Here is a 19,251-nt window from a genome sequence, read left to right on the forward strand (position 1 = left end):
GCGTTCGGAAGTCTGCTTTCGAAGAACCTCAATCAGGCGTGACTGTGTGCTGCGCCAGCGCCTCCAGCGCGCGCACCAGCGCCGAGTGGTCGAGCTGGCCGTAGCCCAGTGCCGCGCAGGCATTCATGAGCTGCGCCGCGCCGGCCGTCTGCGGCAGCGAGACGCCCAATGAACGGGCGCTCTGCATCGCGAGGTTCAGGTCCTTCTGGTGCAGCCCGATGCGAAAGCCCGGCGCGAAGGTGCGCTTGATCATGCGTTCGCCGTGCACTTCGAGGATGCGCGAGCTCGCGAAGCCGCCCATCAGCGCCTGGCGCACCTTGGCCGGATCGGCGCCCGCCTTCGATGCGAACACCAACGCCTCGCCCACGGCCGCGATGTTCAGCGCCACGATGATCTGGTTGGCCACCTTGCAGACCTGGCCGTCGCCGGCGCCGCCCACGAGCGTGACGTTCTTGCCCATCTTGTCGAGCAGCGGCTTCACGCGCCCGAAGGTGCCTTCGTCGCCGCCGCACATGATCGTGAGGCTCGCGGCCTTGGCGCCCACCTCGCCGCCGGAGACCGGTGCGTCGATGTAGCCGGCGCCCAGCGCGGTGATGCGGCGCGCGAAGTCCTTGGTGGCGATCGGGTCGATGGAGCTGCAGTCCACCACGATCTTGCCGCTGGAGCCCTTCAGGCCGTCGGCCACGCCCTCGGCGCCGGGTGCGCCGAAGAGCACCTTCTCCACGTCGGGCGTGTCCGGCACCATGATGAAGACCACGTCGGACTGGCGCGTCACCTCGGCCGCCGAGGCGCAGATGGTGGCCTTCGACACGAAGGGCTCGGGCGTGTTGCCGTGCGTGTTCACGAAGAGCTGGTAGCCCGCCTCGAGCAGGTGGCCCGCCATGGGCGCGCCCATGATGCCGAGGCCGATGAATCCGATCTTCTGTTGCTGGGTCGTCATGTCTCTTGTTCCTTGTCCGATGTCAGTCATTCATTTCATTGCTGCTGCGTGAGCGCGTGGCACCATCCGAGGCCCTCGACCGTAGTGGCGCGGGGCTTGTACTCGCAGCCGATCCAGCCGTCGTAGCCCAGCGCGTCGATGTGCCCGAACAGCCACGGGTAGTTGATCTCGCCCGTGCCCGGCTCGCCGCGCCCCGGGTTGTCGGCCAGCTGGATGTGGCCGATGCGCGCCAGGTTCTTCGAGAGCGTGTTGCCCAGCTCGCCTTCCATGCGCTGCGCGTGGTAGATGTCGTACTGCACCCGCAGGTTGGCCGAGCCGACCTCGTCGATCAGCGCCAGCGCCTGGTCGGTGCGCGTGAGGAAGAAGCCCGGGATGTCGAAGGTGTTGATGGGCTCGATCAGCAGGCGCAGGCCCGCCGCTTCGAGCTCGCGCGCGGCGAGGCGCAGGTTGGCGACCACGGTCTTGTGCGCCGCATCCCTGTCGACGCCGGCAGGCACCTTGCCCACGAGGCAGTTGACCTGCGGGCAACCCAGGGCGGTCGCGTAGTCGATCGCCACGCCGATGCCTTCGGCGAACTCGCCCGTGCGGTCGGGATGGCAGGCGATGCCGCGCTCGCTCTTGTCCCAGTCGCCGGCCGGCAGGTTGTGCAGCACCTGCTCCAGGCCGTTGGCGCGCAGGGCGGCGGCGAGTTCCTTCTTCTCGAAGGGATAGGGGAAGAGGTACTCCACCCCCTTGAAGCCGGCCTTGGCGGCGGCCTCGAAGCGCTGCATGAAGGGCAGCTCGGTGAAGAGCATCGTGAGGTTGGCTGCGAACTTGGGCATGTCGGGTCTTTCAGTCGTTCATGAGGGATCGGGAACCGAACGCAGAAGTCGCGAAGGTTTCGCAGAGGTCGCAGAAGGAGAACCAAAGAAGTTTTCTTCTGCGACTTCTGCGTAGTTTTTTGTATTCCTTCTGCGTTCGGCTGCCCGTATTCAGCGGTCCTTGATCAGTCCAGCAGCGCCGCAACAGCCGTCGGCGCGTCGGCCGGGGTCTCGGCCAGCGGCTCGAACTCGGTGATGTTGTCGATCTCGGTGCCCATCGCGATGTTGGTCACGCGCTCCAGCATCACCTCGATCACCACCGGCACGCTGAACTCGGCCATCAGGGCCTCGGCGCGGCGGATGGCCGGCGCGATCTCTTCCTGCCGGTTCACGCGGATCGCCTTGCAGCCCAGGCCCTCGACCACCTTCATGTGGTCGACGCCGTAGCTGCTCTCGATGCCCGCGTCGGGCGCCGCGTTGATGTTGTCGAACGCGAGCTGCACGCAGTAGTCCATCTCGAAGCCGCGCTGCGCCTGGCGGATCAGGCCGAGGTAGGAGTTGTTGACCACGATGTGGATGTACGGCAGCTTGAACTGCGCGCCCACGGCCAGCTCCTCGATCATGAACTGGAAGTCGTAGTCGCCCGACAGCGCGACGATCTTGCGCGTGGGATCGGCGGCACGCACGCCCAGCGCGGCGGGAATGGTCCAGCCCAGCGGACCGGCCTGTCCGCAGTTGATCCAGTGGCGCGGGTTGTACACGTGCAGGAACTGCGCGGCTGCGATCTGCGAGAGACCGATGGTGCTCACGTAGCAGGTATCGGTGCTGAAGTTGTTGTTCATGCACTGGTACACGCGCTGCGGCTTCATCGGCACTTCGTCGAAGTTGGTCTTGCGCAGCATCGTCTTCTTGCGCTCGATGCATGCCTTGGCCCAGTCGCGGCGATCGGTGAGGCGGCCCGCGGCCTTCATCTCTTCGGCCACCTCGACGAAGAGCTCCAGCGCGGCCCTGGCGTCGGACACGATGCCGAAGTCGGGCGTGAACACGCGGCCGATCTGGGTGGGCTCGATGTCCACGTGCACGAAGGTGCGGCCCTTGGTGTAGACGTCGACGGAGCCGGTGTGGCGGTTCGCCCAGCGGTTGCCGATGCCCAGCACGAAGTCGCTGGCCAGCATCGTGGCGTTGCCGTAGCGGTGGCTGGTCTGCAGGCCGCACATGCCGGCCATGAGCGGGTGGTTGTCCGGAATGGAGCCCCAGCCCATGAGCGTGGGGATCACCGGCACGCCGGTGGCTTCGGCAAAGCGCACCAGCAGGTCGGATGCGTCGGCGTTGATGACGCCGCCGCCGGCCACGATCAGCGGGCGCTCGGCCGCGTTGAGCATGCCGATGGCCTTCTCGATCTGGGCGCGCGTGGCGGCCGGCTTGTAGGGCTTCAGGGGCTCGTAGCTGTCGATGTCGAACTCGATCTGCGCCATCTGCACGTCGAAGGGCAGGTCGATCAGCACCGGGCCCGGGCGGCCCGAGCGCATCAGGTGGAAGGCCTGCTGGAACACCTGCGGCACCTGGCCCGGCTCGCGCACCGTGACCGACCACTTGGTGACGGGCTTGGAGATCGACTCGATGTCCACCGCCTGGAAGTCTTCCTTGTAGAGCCGCGCGCGCGGCGCCTGGCCGGTGATGCACAGGATGGGAATCGAATCGGCCCAGGCCGAGTACAGGCCCGTGATCATGTCGGTGCCCGCCGGGCCCGAGGTGCCGATGCACACGCCGATGTTGCCGGCCACAGCGCGGGTGTAGCCCTCGGCCATGTGCGAGGCGCCTTCCACGTGGCGCGCCAGGATGTGCGCGATGCTGCCGCGCTGGCGCAGCGCCGAATACATCGGGTTGATCGCCGCGCCCGGCACACCGAAGGCCTGCGTCACGCCTTCCTTTTCCATCACCAGAACCGCGGCCTGGACCGCTGTCATCTTTGCCATCTGAGTCTCCTTTGGGATGGGCTCACTGTAGAAATCCGGGCGGATTCCAAGAAGACGGCTGCGGACCATAAAACCTATTCCAGGCTGGAATAAGTGACTACCATCCGGCCCATGGACAGATTGCTGGCAATGGAAATGTTCGTGCGCGTGGTCGAGACGGGCAGCTTCTCGAAGGCCGCGCGCGAGTTCAACACCACGCAGCCCACGGTAACCAAGCAGATCGCCGCCACCGAGGAGCGGCTGAAGGTGCGCCTTCTCAACCGCAACACGCGCGGCGTGAGCCTCACCGAGCCGGGCGCGCTCTACTACGAGAAGTGCAAGACCATCGTGCGCGAGGCCGAGGAGGCCGACAGCATCGTGCAGCTGCGGCAGACCCAGGCGCAGGGCCTGCTGCGCGTGGGCACATCGGTGGCCTTCGGGCGGCGCGTGGTGGTGCCACTGGCGCTCGAATACATGAGCCGGCATCCGCAGGTGCAGCTCGACCTGAGCTTCGAGGATCGCTACGTCGACCTCATCGCGCAGGGCATCGACGTGGCCATCCGCATGGGCAAGCTGGCCGATTCGTCACTGGGCGCGCGCTACCTGGGTGCCAATCCGTGGGTCATGGTCGCCTCGCCCGCCTACCTGAAGAAGCACGGCACGCCGAAACGCGCGCAGGACCTGAGCGCGCACGTGGCGCTGATCTACAGCAGCGTGGTGGGCGACGAGTTCTGGCGCATGCACACGCCGCGCGGCGAGCCGGTCACGGTGCCAGTGTCGGGCCGGTTCCGCTCGAACAATCTCTCTGCCGTGCTGGCGGCGGCGCGCGACGGCCTAGGCATCGCGCTCATGCCGCGCTACGTGGCCAGCGATTCGCTGTCGGCCGGCAAGGTGCGCGAGGTGCTGGGCGACCACGCACTGCCCGAGCAGGAGATCCACGCCGTCTTTCCGTCGCCCAAGCTGGTGCCGGGCAAGGTGTCGGGCTTCGTGGCCTTCTTGCAGGGGCGCTTCGACGAAGGCTGGTGGGAGGCCTGAGCACAGTCCTCCCACCGCGGCCTCAGGCCGGCACGAAGGCGCCGTGAAGGCCCAGCGGCAGGGCGTAGGGCAGCGTGGCCTGCGCGACCGGCCCCGCCGCGAGGTTGTCGGCCGGGAAGCACGAGAGCAGCGTTTGCTGCCGCCCGAAGTCCAGCACCGTGCCCAGCACCCATCCGGGCTTCGCGCCGTCGGGCACGAAGACGTGCTCCTCCACCATCGTCTGCTGGCCGTAGACGAAGCGCTGGCTGCGGCCGGTCTCGACGTCGGTGCGTGCGACCGCGCCGAAGCCCGGCAGGTCGCGCCGGATCTGCGTGGCGTGCACCACCTGCCGATGACGCATGCCCACGCGGCGCGGATCGATGCGCGGAAACTCCGCCTCCTGGGCGAGCGCAGTCTGCGTGGCCCGGCCGGAAGCGAGGTTCAGCGTGGCGACCGTCAGGTGCGGCTCGGTGGTCTTCACGCGGCGGGCACGCATCACTTCGCGGTTGCTGATGAACACCGAGTCGGCGTTGTCCGAGCGCACGTAGTCGATGTGGATTTGCGTGCCGCGCGGCGTGTCTTCCTCCCAGGCGTTGCCGACGTGGAACAGGAAGCCGGCCGGCAGCGCGAGCATCTGGCGGCGCTCCCAGTTCTGCTTGTCGACCACCAGCGCGCGCATGCCGAGCTCGGGCCGCCAGACGTGCGCATCCAGGAAGGTGGCGCCGGCTTCCTTGCGCTTGCCTTCGTAGACCAGCGGCGGCAGCAGGAACACCAGGTGCCGCTCTGTCACGGCGAAGTCGTGGACCATCGGCATGTCGGCCACCGGCACCACAGCAGCGCGACGCAGCGTGCCTTCGGGCGCGATCTCGTACAGCGCCAGCAGGCCCTGGCCGGAGCTCACGCCGAAATTCCACACAGTGCCGTCCGGATCGATCTTGGGATGGGCCGAGAACGGCATGCCCGCGAGGTCGGCGCGCCAGGTCTTCACGCCCAGCGTGTCGAGCGTGCTCGCGTCGATGCGCGTGGCCGAGCCGCCTTCCCACAGCGCCAGCACCTCGCCGCCCATCGGCAGCACGCTGGTGTTGGCGACGTTGATGCTGTCGGCCGAGGTCGGCGGCTCGACGCCCGGCGGCGTGGTGCCGAAGGCCTCGAACAGGCGGCGGCCCGCTTTCGTCTCGGCCACGCGCTTGGGCGTGGCGACGTAGCGGCCCTGGTGCCGCACGTCGGTGCCCTCGATCACGAAGCGGTGCACCATGCCGTCGCCGTCGAACCAGTGGTGGTAGCGCTCGCCGCCCAGGTCATGGCCGGCCGGGCCGATGCGGAACAGCGTGCCGGCGACGGCGTCGGGAAAGCGGCCGCGCACCGTGGCGCGGGTGAGCGGGAAGTCGTTCGGCGGCGTGGCGAAGCCGGTCTTCCAGGGGGCGCTGGAGGCTTCGAACTGGGCCTGCCAGTCGTCGGTGGTGCCGGCCGCGCGCGCCAGCGGTGCCAGCAAGGGCAGGGCGCCGGCCGAAGCCAGCAGGCGAAGGAGTTCGCGTCGTTCCATGGCGGCTCTCCTTTTCTTCTCAGTGCAGGTGGATGACGGTCTGCATGTCGGCGTCGACGCTGATCGCCGCCGCGTCGAAGCCGGGCGCCGCGCGGTTGCCCTTGGCGTCGTTCGAGAAGCCGTAGCGCTCGATGGGCATGCCCATGAGGTTGGTGTCGAGCTTGCCGTTGCCGTTCTCGTCGGCGAACACGCGCAGCGCGTAGCGCCCGGGCGCCAGGCCGGTGAACAGCAGGCGGGCCTTGCCCTCGCGCATCGGCGCGGTCTGCGAGGCCACGGGCTTGCCGTCGGTGTAGCTGGCGGCGTCGCCGTACACCGCGACGTAGAGCGTGGCGTCCGCGGCCGGGCCGTCGGCGACGCTCAGGCTCAGGTCGGCGGCGAGGGCGCCCAGGGGCGCGAGGATCGCGGCCGCGCACAGGGCGCGCACGGCGGGGCGGAACGGGGGAGGGCGGAGTTGCATGACGGGCCTCGTTGGTTGTTGGAGGCCCGACGATCCCGCAGGCCGGGCGCGGCGCCCAGCCTCATGCGACGGAATGCGGGATTGCGCGCGCGAAATGCGCGCGGCGGGGAGCGGACGGCGCCGGCTTCAGCCGGCTTTTTCGTCCTTGGCGACTTGTCTGGGCTGTGCGTCCTCGGCCTGCTCGTGCCCTGGGCCCACATGGCCGGAGTCGGCAAAGAGGCTCCATGCCGCCATGAACAGCGCCGCGATCACCGGCCCGATCACGAAGCCGTTGATGCCGAAGATCGCCATGCCGCCGATGGTCGACATCAGCACGATGTAGTCGGGCATCTGCGTGTCCTTGCCCACCAGCACGGGACGCAGGATGTTGTCGACCAGGCCGATGACGAACACGCCCACGAAGATCAGCACGCCGCCTTGCCAGAAATGCCCCGTGGCCAGGAAGTAGATGGCCACCGGCCCCCAGATCAGCGCCGCGCCCACGGCCGGCAGCAGCGAGAGAAATGCCATCAGCACCGCCCACAGCAGTGCGCCCTGCACGCCGAGGAACCAGAAGGCCAGCCCGCCCAGCGCGCCCTGGGCGACCGCCACGGCCACGTTGCCCTTGACCGTGGCGCGGATCACGGTGGTGAACTTGTTCAGCAGGTAGTGCGTGTGGGGCTTGGCCAGCGGCAGCGCGTCGCGCATCCGCTTGGAAAGGTCGGAGCCGTCGCGCACCAGGAAGTACAGCAGGTACAGCATCACGAAGAAGCTGACGATGAAGTCGAAAGTGTTCTGGCCGATGGCCAGTGCCTGGCTCGCGATGATCTGGCTGGCCTGCCCGGCGGCCGCCGAGATGCGTGCCTGCCATGCCGCCATGTCGCCCAGGTTGAAGCGCTCCACCAGGTTCAGCAGCCACTGCGGCGAGGCGTCGAGGATCTGCTGGAAGTAGGCCGCGAAGTTGATCTGGCCCGAGCGGATGCTCTGTGTGACCAGCGCGATCTCCTGCACCAGCGACACCCCCACCATGGCCAGCGGCAGGATCACGATGAACAGGCAGATCGCCAGCGTCGACAGCGCCGCCGCATTGGGTTTGCCGCGCATCGTCTTCAGCAGCCGCTTGTAGAGCGGCGTGAACAGGATCGCCAGCGCCACGCCCCACAGCACCGCGCCGAAGAACGGCATCAGCACCCAGAGGAAGGCGACGGTCACGGCGGCGAGAAGGGCGAGGAACACGCCGCGCTGGAGTTGGGGTGAGTTCATAAGTGTCTCGGACTGTAGCCGAGCGCAGCGACAGCAGAACCCATTTGCCGGCTTCGGCTCGCTCGAGCGATCGAGGATCTGCTTTCCTGCCTTGGGAATATCGAGACAAATCGCACCAAAGCCCGCTCGTTTATTTCAGATGCCCGCATTCGCATCGGCTTGCGTCCTAGGATTTTCTGCAAGAAATAAAAGAGGGAGGTGAGCGTGAGCTCAATTTGCAATTGCAATTCGTGCGTCACGAATTGCTCCGGGATTCCTGTCGTGTCTGCAGGCATTGGTTCGGCAATGGTCCTGCACGTCCGGATTCAGAACCCGTCGGCAGAGGCGCCGTAACTCTGCAAGCCGGCAGCCCGATTGCGCGGCCGAGCCTCTTTTCTTTCCCAATTGATCTTCACGAAACAAACAGACGCAGTCAGGGAGACTGGACTATGGGACCAGGCACGCCGCAGCGGCCACCATCGGGCACACATCAAGGCCAGCCCGCACCGACATCTATCGCCGAGCGCGAGCCCCAGACGGCCGTCGCCCCGCTGAACACCATCGCCAAGGAAGACATCGCCGCCGCGAGCAAGGCGGTGGACGAATGGCTGCGGTCCTTCACCGGCGGCTATGTCACGCTCGACCGGCTGACCACGGTGCTGGGCAGCATCCCCATCGTGGGCAACATCATGGCGCTGGTGGATGTGTTTCTCGACATCGTCACCATCCTCGACAAGAAGTCCACCGATGCCGTCACGAGGTTCCTGAACTGGGCGAGCCTCGGCATCAATCTCATCGGCCTGATTCCAGCGCCGCCCACCATGGCCGCGGCGCGCATGAGCCTGCGGCCCACGCTGCACCTCGTCAGGCAGGAACTCCTGCACGGGGCCAGGAATCTCGGCCAGACCATCGTCACCATGCTGGTGGGGCACCTGAATGCATCCATCGTCGGTGAGCTGGAGACCTTCATCGACGGCGCCATCGCAAGGCTCTCGGGCATTCTGGAAGATTGCGCGAGGCTCTCCGACAGCATCCTGGACAACCTGATCGGCATCCTTCAGCGCGTGCTCGGCGGGCAGGACCTCTTCACCGTCGCCAGGCCGGGTGCCCCCGAAACCAACGACTACGACCCCAGGACCCAAAGCACGTGGAGCGGCATGTGGCGCCGCGCGGTGAAGTACTCCGAGGGCACGGCCAGGCGCGCCGCCAACTACGCCGCAAGGAAGGCCGCAGCCTACCTGCCCGAAAGCGTCAGGGCCAGGGTCAACGAGGTGATCGAGAGCCTGGTTGCCTTGAAGGCGGACTTCCGCAGGCAACTGACCGACCTCGCCAACCAGGAACTGCAGGGCAGCATCATGTGGCTGCTGCGCCAGCTGCTGTCGGCCATGGCGCAGAAGAAGAGCCTGCGCGCGGCCATCGTGTCGCCAGGTGCAGGTGCCGAAGCAACCAAGAGCAGGCCCGGTACCCGGGTCGAGCACGTGCGTGTACAGGCGCCGGCCCACGGCGACCCCGGCTGCAAGAACTGCCCCCTTTCGGGCGCAACGGTCCCTTCGGCAAGCAGGTTCGCCATCAGCCTGGCTACCGGCTGCGAAAGCTTCACCCACGTCGACTTCACACTGGTTGCGCCGTTGCCCATCACCTGGGCGCGCACCTATCGCAGCAACCTTGGCGCTTTCGACGAGGGCACCCTTGGCGCGAGATGGCTCACGCCCTACAGCACGCGCGTGGACATCGCCACACCGACGCAGGGCCCGCGGGCCGGCGAGCCCAGCCTGGTCTATCACGGCGCGGACGGCCGCAGCCATGCCTATCCGCTGCTGGCCGTGGGCCGGAGCTACCGCGATGCCATCGAAGAAGTGACGCTCACGCGGCTGAGCGAGAGGCTGTTGGCCCTGGATTTCGGCAAGCCCGTATCGAGCGGCGAATCCGGCGACTGGCGCGAGGTCTACGAGCTGGTGGAGACCGCCGCCCGCAAGGTCGCTACGCAAGGCAGACAGCACTTCCGGCTTGTCGCGCTGCACGCCGGCAAGGAGGCCAGCATCGGCCTGCGCTACGACCATGTGATCGCAGCCACCGGCGAACAGGTCTTGAGCGACATCGTCAGCAAGCAGGGTGACGTCACCGTGGCCCATGTGGGCACTCGCCCCGATGCGAAAAGCGGATTGATCGCCAGCCTGTGGGAGATCAAGGGCGGCCAGGTCGTGCGACAACTCGCGGGCTATGTGCACGGCGCCGAAGGCGACCTCGTCGCGGCCCAGGACGAAAACGGTGAAACATGGAACTACAGCTACAGCCGCCATCTCGTGACCCGGTACACCGACCGCACGGGCCGGGGCATCAACCTCGAGTACGACGGCACCGGCGTCGATGCCAGGGCGGTTCGCGAGTGGAGCGATGACGGGAGCTTCGCCCTCAGGCTTGAGTGGGACAGGAACATCCGCCTGACCTATGCAACCGATGCGCTCGGCGGTGAGACCTGGTACTACTACGACATCCTCGGCTACACCTACCGGATCATCCATCCCGACAAGCGCCAGGAGTGGTTCTTTCGCGATGAGGCGAAGAACATCACGCGCCATGTCCACACCGACGGCAGCACCGACGACTTCAGCTACGACGCCGACGGCAACCTGCGGACCCACACGCGGGCCGACGGCAGCCAGGTGCACTTCGCGCACGACAAGCGCGGACGCGTGACGGGCCTGCGCGACGCCGAGGGCGGTGTCTGGAAGCGCGACTACGACGCCGACGGCAACCTCGTCGAAGAGATCGACCCGCTGGGGCACAAGACCGCATACGCCTACGACCAGGCCGGCCGGCCCGTGCGAATCACCGATGCGAAGGGCGGCGTCAAGACGCTGACCTACACGCCGGCGGGCCAGCTTGCCAGCCACACCGATTGCTCGGGCAAGACCACGCGGTGGGAATACGACGAGCAGGGACGCCTGGTCAAGGCGACCGATGCCATGGGGCAGAGCACGCGGTATCGCTACACGGGCGCGAACGAACGAGGGAAGGCTGCCGCCGCAGCGAACGCCAACAGAACGGGCCGGCTCGAGGAGATCATCCTGCCGGACAACACCAGCGAGTACTTCGTCCATGACGCAGAAGGGCGCCTGCTGGCGCACACCGATGCGCTGGGGCGCAGGACGAGCTATGGCTACACGCGCTCCGGCCTCGTGTCCCGGCGCATCGACGCGGCGGGGCATACGCTCAAGTACCGCTGGGACCTGCTCGGACGCTTGAGCGAACTGCACAACGAGAACGGCAGCCGTTACGACTTCCGGTATGACCCCGTGGGCCGTCTGCTGGAAGAAGTGGGCTTCGACCGCAAGACCACACGGTACCGTTATGAAGACTCCACGGGAGTGCTGGCGGAAGCGGTCGAGGGCGATCGCACCACGATGCTGCAATTCGACGCCATCGGCCGCCTGACCGAGCGCAGGGCCGGCGGTGTTGCCGAGAGCTTCGCCTACGACCGGAACGGCCGGTTGGTCGAAGCCGGCAACAGCGACGCCAGGCTGCAATGGTTCTACGACCCCGCGGGTAACCTGACGCGCGAGCATCAGCACTATGTGGAGGGCGCTCTCACCGCAGTCTGGCAGCACGGCTACGACGAACTCAACCAGCGCGTTGCGACCATTCGCCCCGATGGTCACGTGACCCGATGGCTCACCTATGGCTCGGGCCACGTGCACGGATTGCTCATCGACGGGCAAGACATTCTGGGCTTCGAGCGCGACGACCTGCACCGAGAGATTGCGCGCGAGCAGGGCAACGGGCTCATACAGAAACAGAACTACGACCCGGCCGGTCGATTGCTGGAGCAGCAGATCTCCCAGACCAGGCGCGGCGCCCTCGGAGCCACCGGCATTCGCCGCAGCTACCAATACGACAAGGCCGGCCAGCTGACCGCCATCGGCGACAGCCGGCGCGGCAACCTCAGCTATCGCTATGACCCGGTAGGCCGCCTGCTCGAAGCCAACAGCCGACTGGGACGGGAGACCTTCGCGTTCGATCCGGCGGGGAACATCGGCAACCCTTCTTCAGAAGCGGAAGGCACGGTGCAGCCGACAGGCCGCATCACCAATCGAGCCGCCGTTCGCGCGGGCGGGGACGGCCTCAGCTTGGCCGGCAAGCTGATGGACAACCTGCTCAAGGATTACGCCGGCACCCGCTACAAGTGGGACGAGCGCGGCAACCTCATCGAGCGCAGCCGCAACGGCGAAAAAACGGTGTTCACCTGGGACGGCTACAACCGCATGCGCAGCGCCGAGACTTTCGGCGAAACCACGAGCTTCAGCTACGACCCCCTGGGCCGGCGCATCGCCAAGCGCACGAGGCATGCCTGTACCTTGTTCGGATGGGACGGGGACACGCTGGCGTTCGAGAGCACGCAGAGCATCGAGGGCTGGCAGGAGGGTGGCTGGCTTGGCGACAGCGTTCACTACATACATGAACCCGGCTCGTTCGTGCCGCTGGTGCAGATCCGGCAGACCCAGGCCGTCGTGTTGAGCCGGACTACGGATGTGAAGGCACTGATGGCCGACAACGGCGGGCGCTACGACATCGAGCTGGACCCGCTATGGAACGGGGAGCAGAGCCGAACACCTGCGCCGTTCAGCAAAGAGGAAATCGCCTTCTACCAGTGCGACCATCTGGGCACGCCGCAGGAGCTGACGGATCATGAGGGGCGCGTGGCGTGGTCGGCGAGCTACAAGGCTTGGGGGGAGGCGAGGCAGGCGATCAGTGAGGCGGGGAGGAACGCGGGGTTTCGGAATCCGATTCGGTTCCAGGGGCAGTATTGGGATGAAGAGACGGGGCTGCATTACACCCGGTATCGGTACTACGATCCGACCATCGGGCGATTCGTATCGAAAGACCCGATCAGGCTAGCTGGTGGCATCAACGTCTACCAATACGCGCCTAACGCGATCGAGTGGACTGACCCGCTTGGCTTGGCTCGGTCGGGACAGTGGGCTACTGTTGGCAATGGCCGGATAAGAATCGACCCACCCCATGTGGAAAACACCAACCAGCAAGTTCACGCTCATTGCCAATGTAAGTCCCGAAAACAAGAGGTTGTCGTGAATAAAGACGGCACTCAAAGTCACGGTTCACGCGGGGATGTTTCCGGGCTTACGCGGACAGAGAGAGACTATTTGCGTGACAAAGGATTTGACCTATGACCGAACTTGGCGATCTGAAGATTTTTGGAACGCTTGAGGGGAGCGATAAATCGCAGAAGCTAGACGAGATATCAATTCTTGCGAGAGCGGAAGTTATCCGGGCGCTTGGGGTTTTTCTGATCAATTCCGCTTACGAGATGGATGTCAATGACATTGAGCACGTGCACCTTCAGGATTCGATAGCGAACTTCTCGTACGAAAACCACGTTGATGTGATCGCGATCAATCAAGAAAGGGTTAAGTTGTTTCGTAAGTGATTGAGAACGGGCCGCTCATGAGCGGGTGCCCAGAAACCACCAGATACGCAACTGTGGTTAGAGGCTCTCAAAGAATAATCACTGCGTACCCGGAACTCGACCCCTGATGAAAAAGAAAGTCTTCCCTCGCTACATCCGTGAACTGGATTACTTTCTTCTGGCCATGAGTGATGATGATCTAGATGAGTTTGATCTCTGGTAGGAAATCAATTAAATGATAGAGGAATTTTTTCACCGGACCTCAGGGAAATGCATATCGGAATTTTTAATTTCATTGATTTTTCATTTGTTTGCGGAAGGGTGTTTGGATCATGAGCTATGAATATAGGTTGGTGTTTGATGATCCGTCTCTGATGCAAAGCGTTATAGGGTCATTGAAATCAAGCGGCTCTTTTGTTGAGGGCAATGAGCAGGAAATTTTTTTTAAAAGACCAACTGCTACAGTCCCATGCTGAATATGATGCTAGATTGATTTTGGAGGGCGATTTGTCCATGTGGATGGAGGTGAATTCCAAAGCTTTAGGCCTGCATGACCTAATGATGAATTCCCTAAAAGGTGGAGTGGCAAGGTGCTACGAGGATGGGGATTTACATGATGAAGTAAGTTTGAAGGAGGCTTTTCGAATTAAGGTGTAAAAAGCTGGCGATCAGTGAGGTATGCATCCAGCTACGACACAAGCAAATCCGCGACGAAGAGCCGAGCGTTCGCGTGATTGCGTAAGGAAGAGATCCGTGTCTCCCAGTGCAGTAACAACTAAGGGTGCACCGCAAAAGCTCTCGGATCCTGGCGACGCGTGGCCTGTTCGGGGAAATTCGGGGCTTTAGGTAAGACGAGTCGCGAAGTGAGGTTTGAGGCGAGCTCTGGGTGGTCCACTCCCGGGAACTGACGGATCACTCCGGGCGCATTGCTCGGTCGACCTCGGAACAGTGATGTTGCCGGCCGCACTCGCGGTCCCAGTGCACGTGCCCCTGGGCACTCACCGCCGCGCCCGCGGCAACGCCACCGGCGCCAGCGTAGCCCTCAACCTGCTCGTCGCATCCGGCTCCGCCGCCGCATCCACCTCCAGCGCCCGCTCGACATTCCCGATGTGCTCCAGCATCAGCCTCCGCGCCCCGGCCGTGTCCCCGGCCTCCAGCGCCGCGACGATCGCGCCATGCTCCGCGCAAGATTGCCCGGCCTCATGTTTCGACTGATAGAGCGTGGCCGCCAGCGTGGTGCGTGCCGTCAGGTCGCGCAGCACATCCACCAGCAACTGATGCCCCATCTGCTCGGCCAGGCAGACGTGGAAGTCGGCCAGCAGGAAAGCGCGGGTGGCGGCGTCGGCGCCCTCGATGGCGCGCTGTTCGTCGGCGATGTGGTCGCGCAGCTTGCGGATCACCTTCGCTAGCGGCCGGCCTTCGCTGGCCTCGAGGATGCCGGCCTCGACGATGCGCCGGGCCGAGAAGGCGTCGCGCGCTTCCTCGGCCGAGGGCTCCACCACATACCAGCCGCGGCGCGACTGCACTTCGACGAAACCGCGTGCCTGCAGCTGCATCAGCGCCTCGCGCACCATGGTGCGGCTTACCGAGAAGTTCTCCGCCAGCGCCTGCTCGCCCAGCCGTTCGCCCGGCGCGAGCTTCTGCGCGAGGATGGCCTCGACGACGCGCTCGGCGATGACGGTGGGGCTGACGTCGGGGGCGGGCATGTTGATGGTCCGGCTTCTTTCTCTATCAATTAGTGTGCTGCGGTGTTTACCACGGGCCTGGCCCCGGATTCGGCTTCGGCCAGCGGCTCGTCGTCGGGCGAATAGTTGCCGTCGAGCACCGCATGGGCGCGTTCGCGGTCGATGTCGCCTTCCCAGGCGGCGATGGCGACGGTCGCCACGCAGTTGCCGATCAGGTTGCCCAGCGCGCGGGCGATGCCCATGAACCAGTCGACCGACAGCACCAGCACCAGCCCGATGGCGGGAATCGCCGGAATCGCGTGTAGCGTGGCCGCGAGCACCACGATGGCCGAGCCGGGCACGCCGTGGGCGCCCTTGGAGGTGACCAGCGCGATTGCCAAAATGGTCAGCAGGTCGGCCATCGAGATCGGCGTGTTGGTGGCCTGTGCGATGAACACGGCCGCCAGCGTGATGTAGATCGAGAAGGCGTCGAGGTTGAACGAGTAGCCCGTGGGAATCACCAGGCCCACCGTCGAATCGCGGATGCCCATGCGGCGCAGCTTGGCCATGACCTGCGGCAGCACGCTGTCGGAAGAGGTGGTGGCGAAGACGATGGTGAGTTCCTCGCGCAGGTAGCGCAGCAGCTTGATCAGGCTGAAGCCCGACATGCGCATCACCAGCCCGAGCACCACGAACACGAAGACCAGCACCGCGCCGTAGAAGAGCGCCACCAGCATGCCCAGCTGCTTGAGCGAGCCGATGCCGTATTGGCCCACCGTGAACGCGATGGCGCCCAGCACGCCCAGCGGCGCCAGCTTGATGATGATGCCCATGATCTTGAAGAGCACCAGCGACGTTGCGTCGATCACCGCCGCCACCGGCTTGCCGCGATCGCCCAGCAGCGTGAGCGCGCAGCCGAAGAGCACCGCGAACAGCAGCACCTGCAGCACGTCGCCGGTGGCGAAGGCGTTCACCACCGTCGTCGGGATGAGCTTCATCAGGAACTCGACCGTGCCGCCGCTCGTGAGCTTGTCGGCGTTCGAGGCATAGGCGCTCATCGCGGCCGGGTCGAGCTTCGACGGGTCGACGTTCATGCCCGTGCCCGGCTGGAACACGAAGGCCAGCACCAGGCCCATGGCCAGCGCGATGGTCGTCAGCACCTCGAAGTAGATGAGCGACTTCACGCCCACCCGGCCCACGCGCTTGAGATCTCCCGCGCCGGCGATGCCATGCACCACCACGCAGAACACCAGCACCGGGATGATCATCTTGATCAGCTTGATGAAACCGTCACCGAGCGGCTTGAGCTTGACGGCGTACTCGGGAGCCAGCAGCCCCGCGAGCACGCCGAGCACCAGCGCGATGACCACCTGACCGAAAAGCGACTTGGCGAAGCGGGGCATGGGGTGTCTCCTGTCTGTCTACCTGCTGTTTGTCTTGCCTGGTTTTTGCATGCAAGCAATGCCATTTCTTGCATGCAAGAAATGTAGGCAAGGTGGCAAGGAGGGCGTCAGAGGGTATTCCCGGGCACGGGACAGGCTGGCCGGCGGGGACATGGCCGGCAGCCGCGCCCGTTGTTGAACGCCAGGTCAGGCGGCGGGGGGCGGTGCCGCTTCTTCGGCTGCCTCGCGCGGCAGCTCGTACAGAAAATATGGCGGCTCGCCCGGCCGGCTGCGCAGCAACAGCGGCCTCGCCACGTTGTAGACCGGCACGTCGTTGATGGTGAGCGCCTGCAGCGTGCCGCGGTGCGCGTGGCCGTGGAACACGGCATCCATCGGATAGCGCAGCAGCGGCTCCTCGAGCCGGCTGCTGCCGAGAAAAGGAAAGATCTCCGCCGGCTCGCCCTGCACCGTGCCGACGATGGGCGAGTAATGCAGCAGCGCGATGCGGCGCCGGGTGCGCAACTTGGCGAGCGCCGACTCGAGCTTCATCGCTTCGTTCAGCGCTTCCTGCACGAAGAGCTTGATCGCCGGCTCGCCCCAGGCGCCGAGCGAGCCGCGCCCGAAGCCGCCGCCGAAGCCCTTGACTCCGGCGATGCCCACTCCCTCGATCTCGCAGATGGAACCGTCGAGCACGCGCACGCCGGCCTGGGCCAGCACCTCCACCACCTGCCCGGGTGTACCGGATTCGAAATCGTGGTTGCCCAGCACGGCGACGATGGGAACGGACACGCCGCTCAGTTCCGCGGCGAGGATCCTGGCTTCCTCCGCGGTGCCATAGTCGGTGAGGTCACCGCACAGAAGCAGCGCGTCGGCCTCGTCGGCGGCCTGCGCGAAGAAGCCGTGCAGCGAGCCTGCAGAGTCGCGATGAACATGGAGATCGCCCACCGCGGCGAAGCGGACGTGAGAAGAAGACTTGGGATGAGCCATGGCGATGCCAGCCTGCGCCAGCACGCGATGGATGCTCATCGGCCCCATCCCGCTGCGCCTGTAGGTGCCCGCCGACGTTCGATGGGGCCGTTCGCGCCGGGCCCGGGTTCGCTCGCGGTACCTACGCTGCCCGACATGGATCATCCGGCCGTTGCAGTTGCCGCGGCAGCAGTTGCTGCTCCCGCTCTCGCACCTTCGCTCGAGGACGAGGTCGATCCCCGCGTGGCCGACTTCTACCGGCGGACCTTGCGCGCGCTTGCCAGCGCCGGAATTCCCTTTCTGGTGGGCGGCACTTTCGCCCAGGCCTGCTACACGGGCATCCGCCGCCCGACCAAGGATCTGGACCTCTTCATCCGGCGCGAGGACTATGAGCGCATCGCGCAGCTATTGCTGCAGAAGTACGGCTGGCGCGCCGAGATGCGCCACCCGCACTGGCTGGCCAAGGTGCACGACGGCCGCGAGTTCATCGACCTGATCTTCAATTCGGGCAACGGCCTGTTCCCGGTGGACGAGCGCTGGTTCAGGGGCAACTGCAGTGCCGAGGTCCTGGGCGTGCCGGTGCTCGTGGCCAATGCCGAGGACTGCGTGCTGTCCAAGGCTTTCATCATGGAGCGCGAGCGCTTCGACGGAGGCGACATCGCCCACCTGATGCTCGCGTGCGCGGAGCGTCTCGACTGGGCCGGCCTGCTGGAGCGCTTCGGCGTGCACTGGCGGGTGCTGATGGCCCACGTGACGCTGTTCGGCTACATCTATCCCGGCGAGCGCCACCGCATTCCCGCATGGCTGGTCGCCCGCCTGATCGGCCGCCTCGCCGACGAGATGCGCGAGGCGCCGCATCCGGAAGACCACGTCTGCGCCGGCACCTTGCTCTCGCGCGAGCAGTACCTGCCCGACGTGCGCCAGATGGGCTATGTAGACATGCGCCTCACCCCGGCCAGCGGCATGACGCAGGAGGACGTGGCGGCGTGGACCGAGGACATCCGGGCGAAGAAACCGAAAGACGAGGCGAAGGACGAGGCGAAGGACGGGGGCGAATGACGCCGCTCAGGCGTCGACGTCGATCAGCGCCAGCCCCGTTTCGCGGTCGCAGGTCTTGCGCAGGTAGCCTGGCGATTCGACAAGCAGCACCTCCAGCGTGGGCTGCACCGTGGCCTGCAGCACGTGGCCGCCGATGGTGCTGCCGCCGCGCCGCCCCAGCACCGCATGCGCGTGCACCTTGGGCCGGTCGCCATCCAGCGCGATGTCGCCGTTGAGCGAAAGCACCTCGACCTGTTCATCGACCGGAATGCGCTCGTAGTCCTTGCGCTCCCAGTCGAAATACCCGAGCTCGGCGGACCGCAGCGCGCCGATGGCGCTGAAGCGGCTGGCGGTCAGTGCGTGCTCTTTCGCGAATCTTTCGAGGATGGGGATGACGTCGTCGCCCTTTTCGAACACGAGGGCGATGGTCCGCTCGGGCTGCTTGTTGAGAATCTTGAACTTCATCTGCGGGAGCTCCTGTGGACGTGACTTGCTTCACCGCCTGCAATCCTCGGTGGACCCCTTGCATGGGCGGTCCGCGCGTGACCGCGGGGGAGGGCCGGCGCGGGGCTTGGTGCGATCGCGCTCGCCCGGCACGGCATCCGCGGGCGGCTTCTCGATCAGGCCCCGGTCTCTGTGCGGCGGAGCGGGCTTCACCAGCCGCGGATCGCCATTGCCGGGCGGCTTCACGATGATTGCCGGGTCTGCGCCGGGCTGAGCTTCGCCGGTGCCGGCCGGCGGCCGCTGCCCTGCCGCGGGCTGCGCGGCGGCCGGTCCGGCGCACAGCATCAGGGCGCCGGCCACCAGCATGGACTTCGTTGTCAGGGAAGTCATCGAAGCCAGCCT

General features: G+C 65.8%; 15 protein-coding genes. 4 read left to right on the forward strand and 11 right to left on the reverse strand.

The features are described 5' to 3' along the window. Positions 1–28: 28 nt before the first annotated feature. From ACAM57_RS07705 to gcl, 3 genes are all read right to left on the reverse strand, one after another. On the reverse strand, positions 29–940 hold the full coding sequence (locus tag ACAM57_RS07705) for a 2-hydroxy-3-oxopropionate reductase (RefSeq protein WP_126023465.1): 912 nt from the start codon (positions 938–940) through the stop codon (positions 29–31). A 35-nt stretch (positions 941–975) separates the two neighbouring features. Next, positions 976–1,761, reverse strand: a complete 786-nt coding sequence (gene hyi, locus ACAM57_RS07710; protein ID WP_369661215.1) for a hydroxypyruvate isomerase — start codon at positions 1,759–1,761, stop codon at positions 976–978. A gap of 164 nt (positions 1,762–1,925) precedes the next feature. Then, a complete protein-coding gene (gcl, locus tag ACAM57_RS07715) occupies positions 1,926–3,716 on the reverse strand; it encodes a glyoxylate carboligase (protein ID WP_369661216.1) in 1,791 nt (596 codons plus the stop codon). A gap of 111 nt (positions 3,717–3,827) precedes the next feature. On the opposite strand from gcl, the gene ACAM57_RS07720 reads away from it, so the two are divergent. Continuing rightward, the gene (locus ACAM57_RS07720; RefSeq protein WP_369661217.1) at positions 3,828–4,730 is read left to right on the forward strand and encodes a LysR family transcriptional regulator; all 903 of its coding nucleotides are present in this window, start codon (positions 3,828–3,830) and stop codon (positions 4,728–4,730) included. Positions 4,731–4,752: 22 nt separating this feature from the next. Here the strand turns inward: ACAM57_RS07720 and ACAM57_RS07725 are convergent, their stop codons facing one another. From ACAM57_RS07725 to ACAM57_RS07735, 3 genes are all read right to left on the reverse strand, one after another. Next, complete coding sequence (locus ACAM57_RS07725) at positions 4,753–6,252, reverse strand: carotenoid oxygenase family protein (protein WP_369661218.1); 1,500 nt, start codon at positions 6,250–6,252, stop codon at positions 4,753–4,755. A 19-nt stretch (positions 6,253–6,271) separates the two neighbouring features. Next, on the reverse strand, positions 6,272–6,709 hold the full coding sequence (locus ACAM57_RS07730; protein WP_369661219.1) for a DUF2141 domain-containing protein: 438 nt from the start codon (positions 6,707–6,709) through the stop codon (positions 6,272–6,274). Positions 6,710–6,835: 126 nt separating this feature from the next. Next, the gene (locus tag ACAM57_RS07735) at positions 6,836–7,951 is read right to left on the reverse strand and encodes an AI-2E family transporter (RefSeq protein ID WP_184641193.1); all 1,116 of its coding nucleotides are present in this window, start codon (positions 7,949–7,951) and stop codon (positions 6,836–6,838) included. Positions 7,952–8,379: 428 nt separating this feature from the next. On the opposite strand from ACAM57_RS07735, the gene ACAM57_RS07740 reads away from it, so the two are divergent. Then, complete coding sequence (locus ACAM57_RS07740) at positions 8,380–13,119, forward strand: RHS repeat-associated core domain-containing protein (protein WP_369661220.1); 4,740 nt, start codon at positions 8,380–8,382, stop codon at positions 13,117–13,119. Continuing rightward, positions 13,116–13,376, forward strand: coding sequence for a hypothetical protein (locus tag ACAM57_RS07745; RefSeq protein WP_369661221.1), 261 nt, complete (start codon positions 13,116–13,118; stop codon positions 13,374–13,376). Before ACAM57_RS07740 ends, ACAM57_RS07745 begins: the two co-directional genes overlap by 4 nt. A gap of 977 nt (positions 13,377–14,353) precedes the next feature. On the opposite strand, the gene ACAM57_RS07750 is transcribed toward ACAM57_RS07745, so the two are convergent. The 3 genes from ACAM57_RS07750 to ACAM57_RS07760 all read right to left on the reverse strand — a co-directional run bounded on the left by ACAM57_RS07750 (position 14,354) and on the right by ACAM57_RS07760 (position 17,427). Continuing rightward, complete coding sequence (locus tag ACAM57_RS07750; RefSeq protein WP_019657009.1) at positions 14,354–15,061, reverse strand: GntR family transcriptional regulator; 708 nt, start codon at positions 15,059–15,061, stop codon at positions 14,354–14,356. A gap of 29 nt (positions 15,062–15,090) precedes the next feature. Beyond that, the gene (locus ACAM57_RS07755; protein WP_184641195.1) at positions 15,091–16,422 is read right to left on the reverse strand and encodes a C4-dicarboxylate transporter DctA; all 1,332 of its coding nucleotides are present in this window, start codon (positions 16,420–16,422) and stop codon (positions 15,091–15,093) included. 186 nt (positions 16,423–16,608) lie between these two features. Then, positions 16,609–17,427, reverse strand: a complete 819-nt coding sequence (locus tag ACAM57_RS07760) for a metallophosphoesterase (protein ID WP_369661222.1) — start codon at positions 17,425–17,427, stop codon at positions 16,609–16,611. A 96-nt stretch (positions 17,428–17,523) separates the two neighbouring features. Here ACAM57_RS07760 and ACAM57_RS07765 point away from each other — a divergent pair, with 96 nt between their 5' ends. After that, positions 17,524–18,426: a nucleotidyltransferase gene (locus tag ACAM57_RS07765; RefSeq protein WP_369661223.1), complete on the forward strand. Its 903-nt coding sequence runs from the start codon at positions 17,524–17,526 to the stop codon at positions 18,424–18,426. Positions 18,427–18,432: 6 nt separating this feature from the next. Here the strand turns inward: ACAM57_RS07765 and ACAM57_RS07770 are convergent, their stop codons facing one another. Together ACAM57_RS07770 and ACAM57_RS07775 are read right to left on the reverse strand one after the other, a co-directional pair. Then, a complete protein-coding gene (locus ACAM57_RS07770) occupies positions 18,433–18,870 on the reverse strand; it encodes a PPC domain-containing DNA-binding protein (protein ID WP_126023479.1) in 438 nt (145 codons plus the stop codon). 30 nt (positions 18,871–18,900) lie between these two features. After that, positions 18,901–19,239, reverse strand: coding sequence for a hypothetical protein (locus tag ACAM57_RS07775; protein ID WP_369661224.1), 339 nt, complete (start codon positions 19,237–19,239; stop codon positions 18,901–18,903). Positions 19,240–19,251: the final 12 nt, after the last annotated feature.

The sequence above is a fragment of the Variovorax sp. V15 genome, assembly GCF_041154425.1.
GTDB lineage: Bacteria > Pseudomonadota > Gammaproteobacteria > Burkholderiales > Burkholderiaceae_C > Variovorax > Variovorax guangxiensis.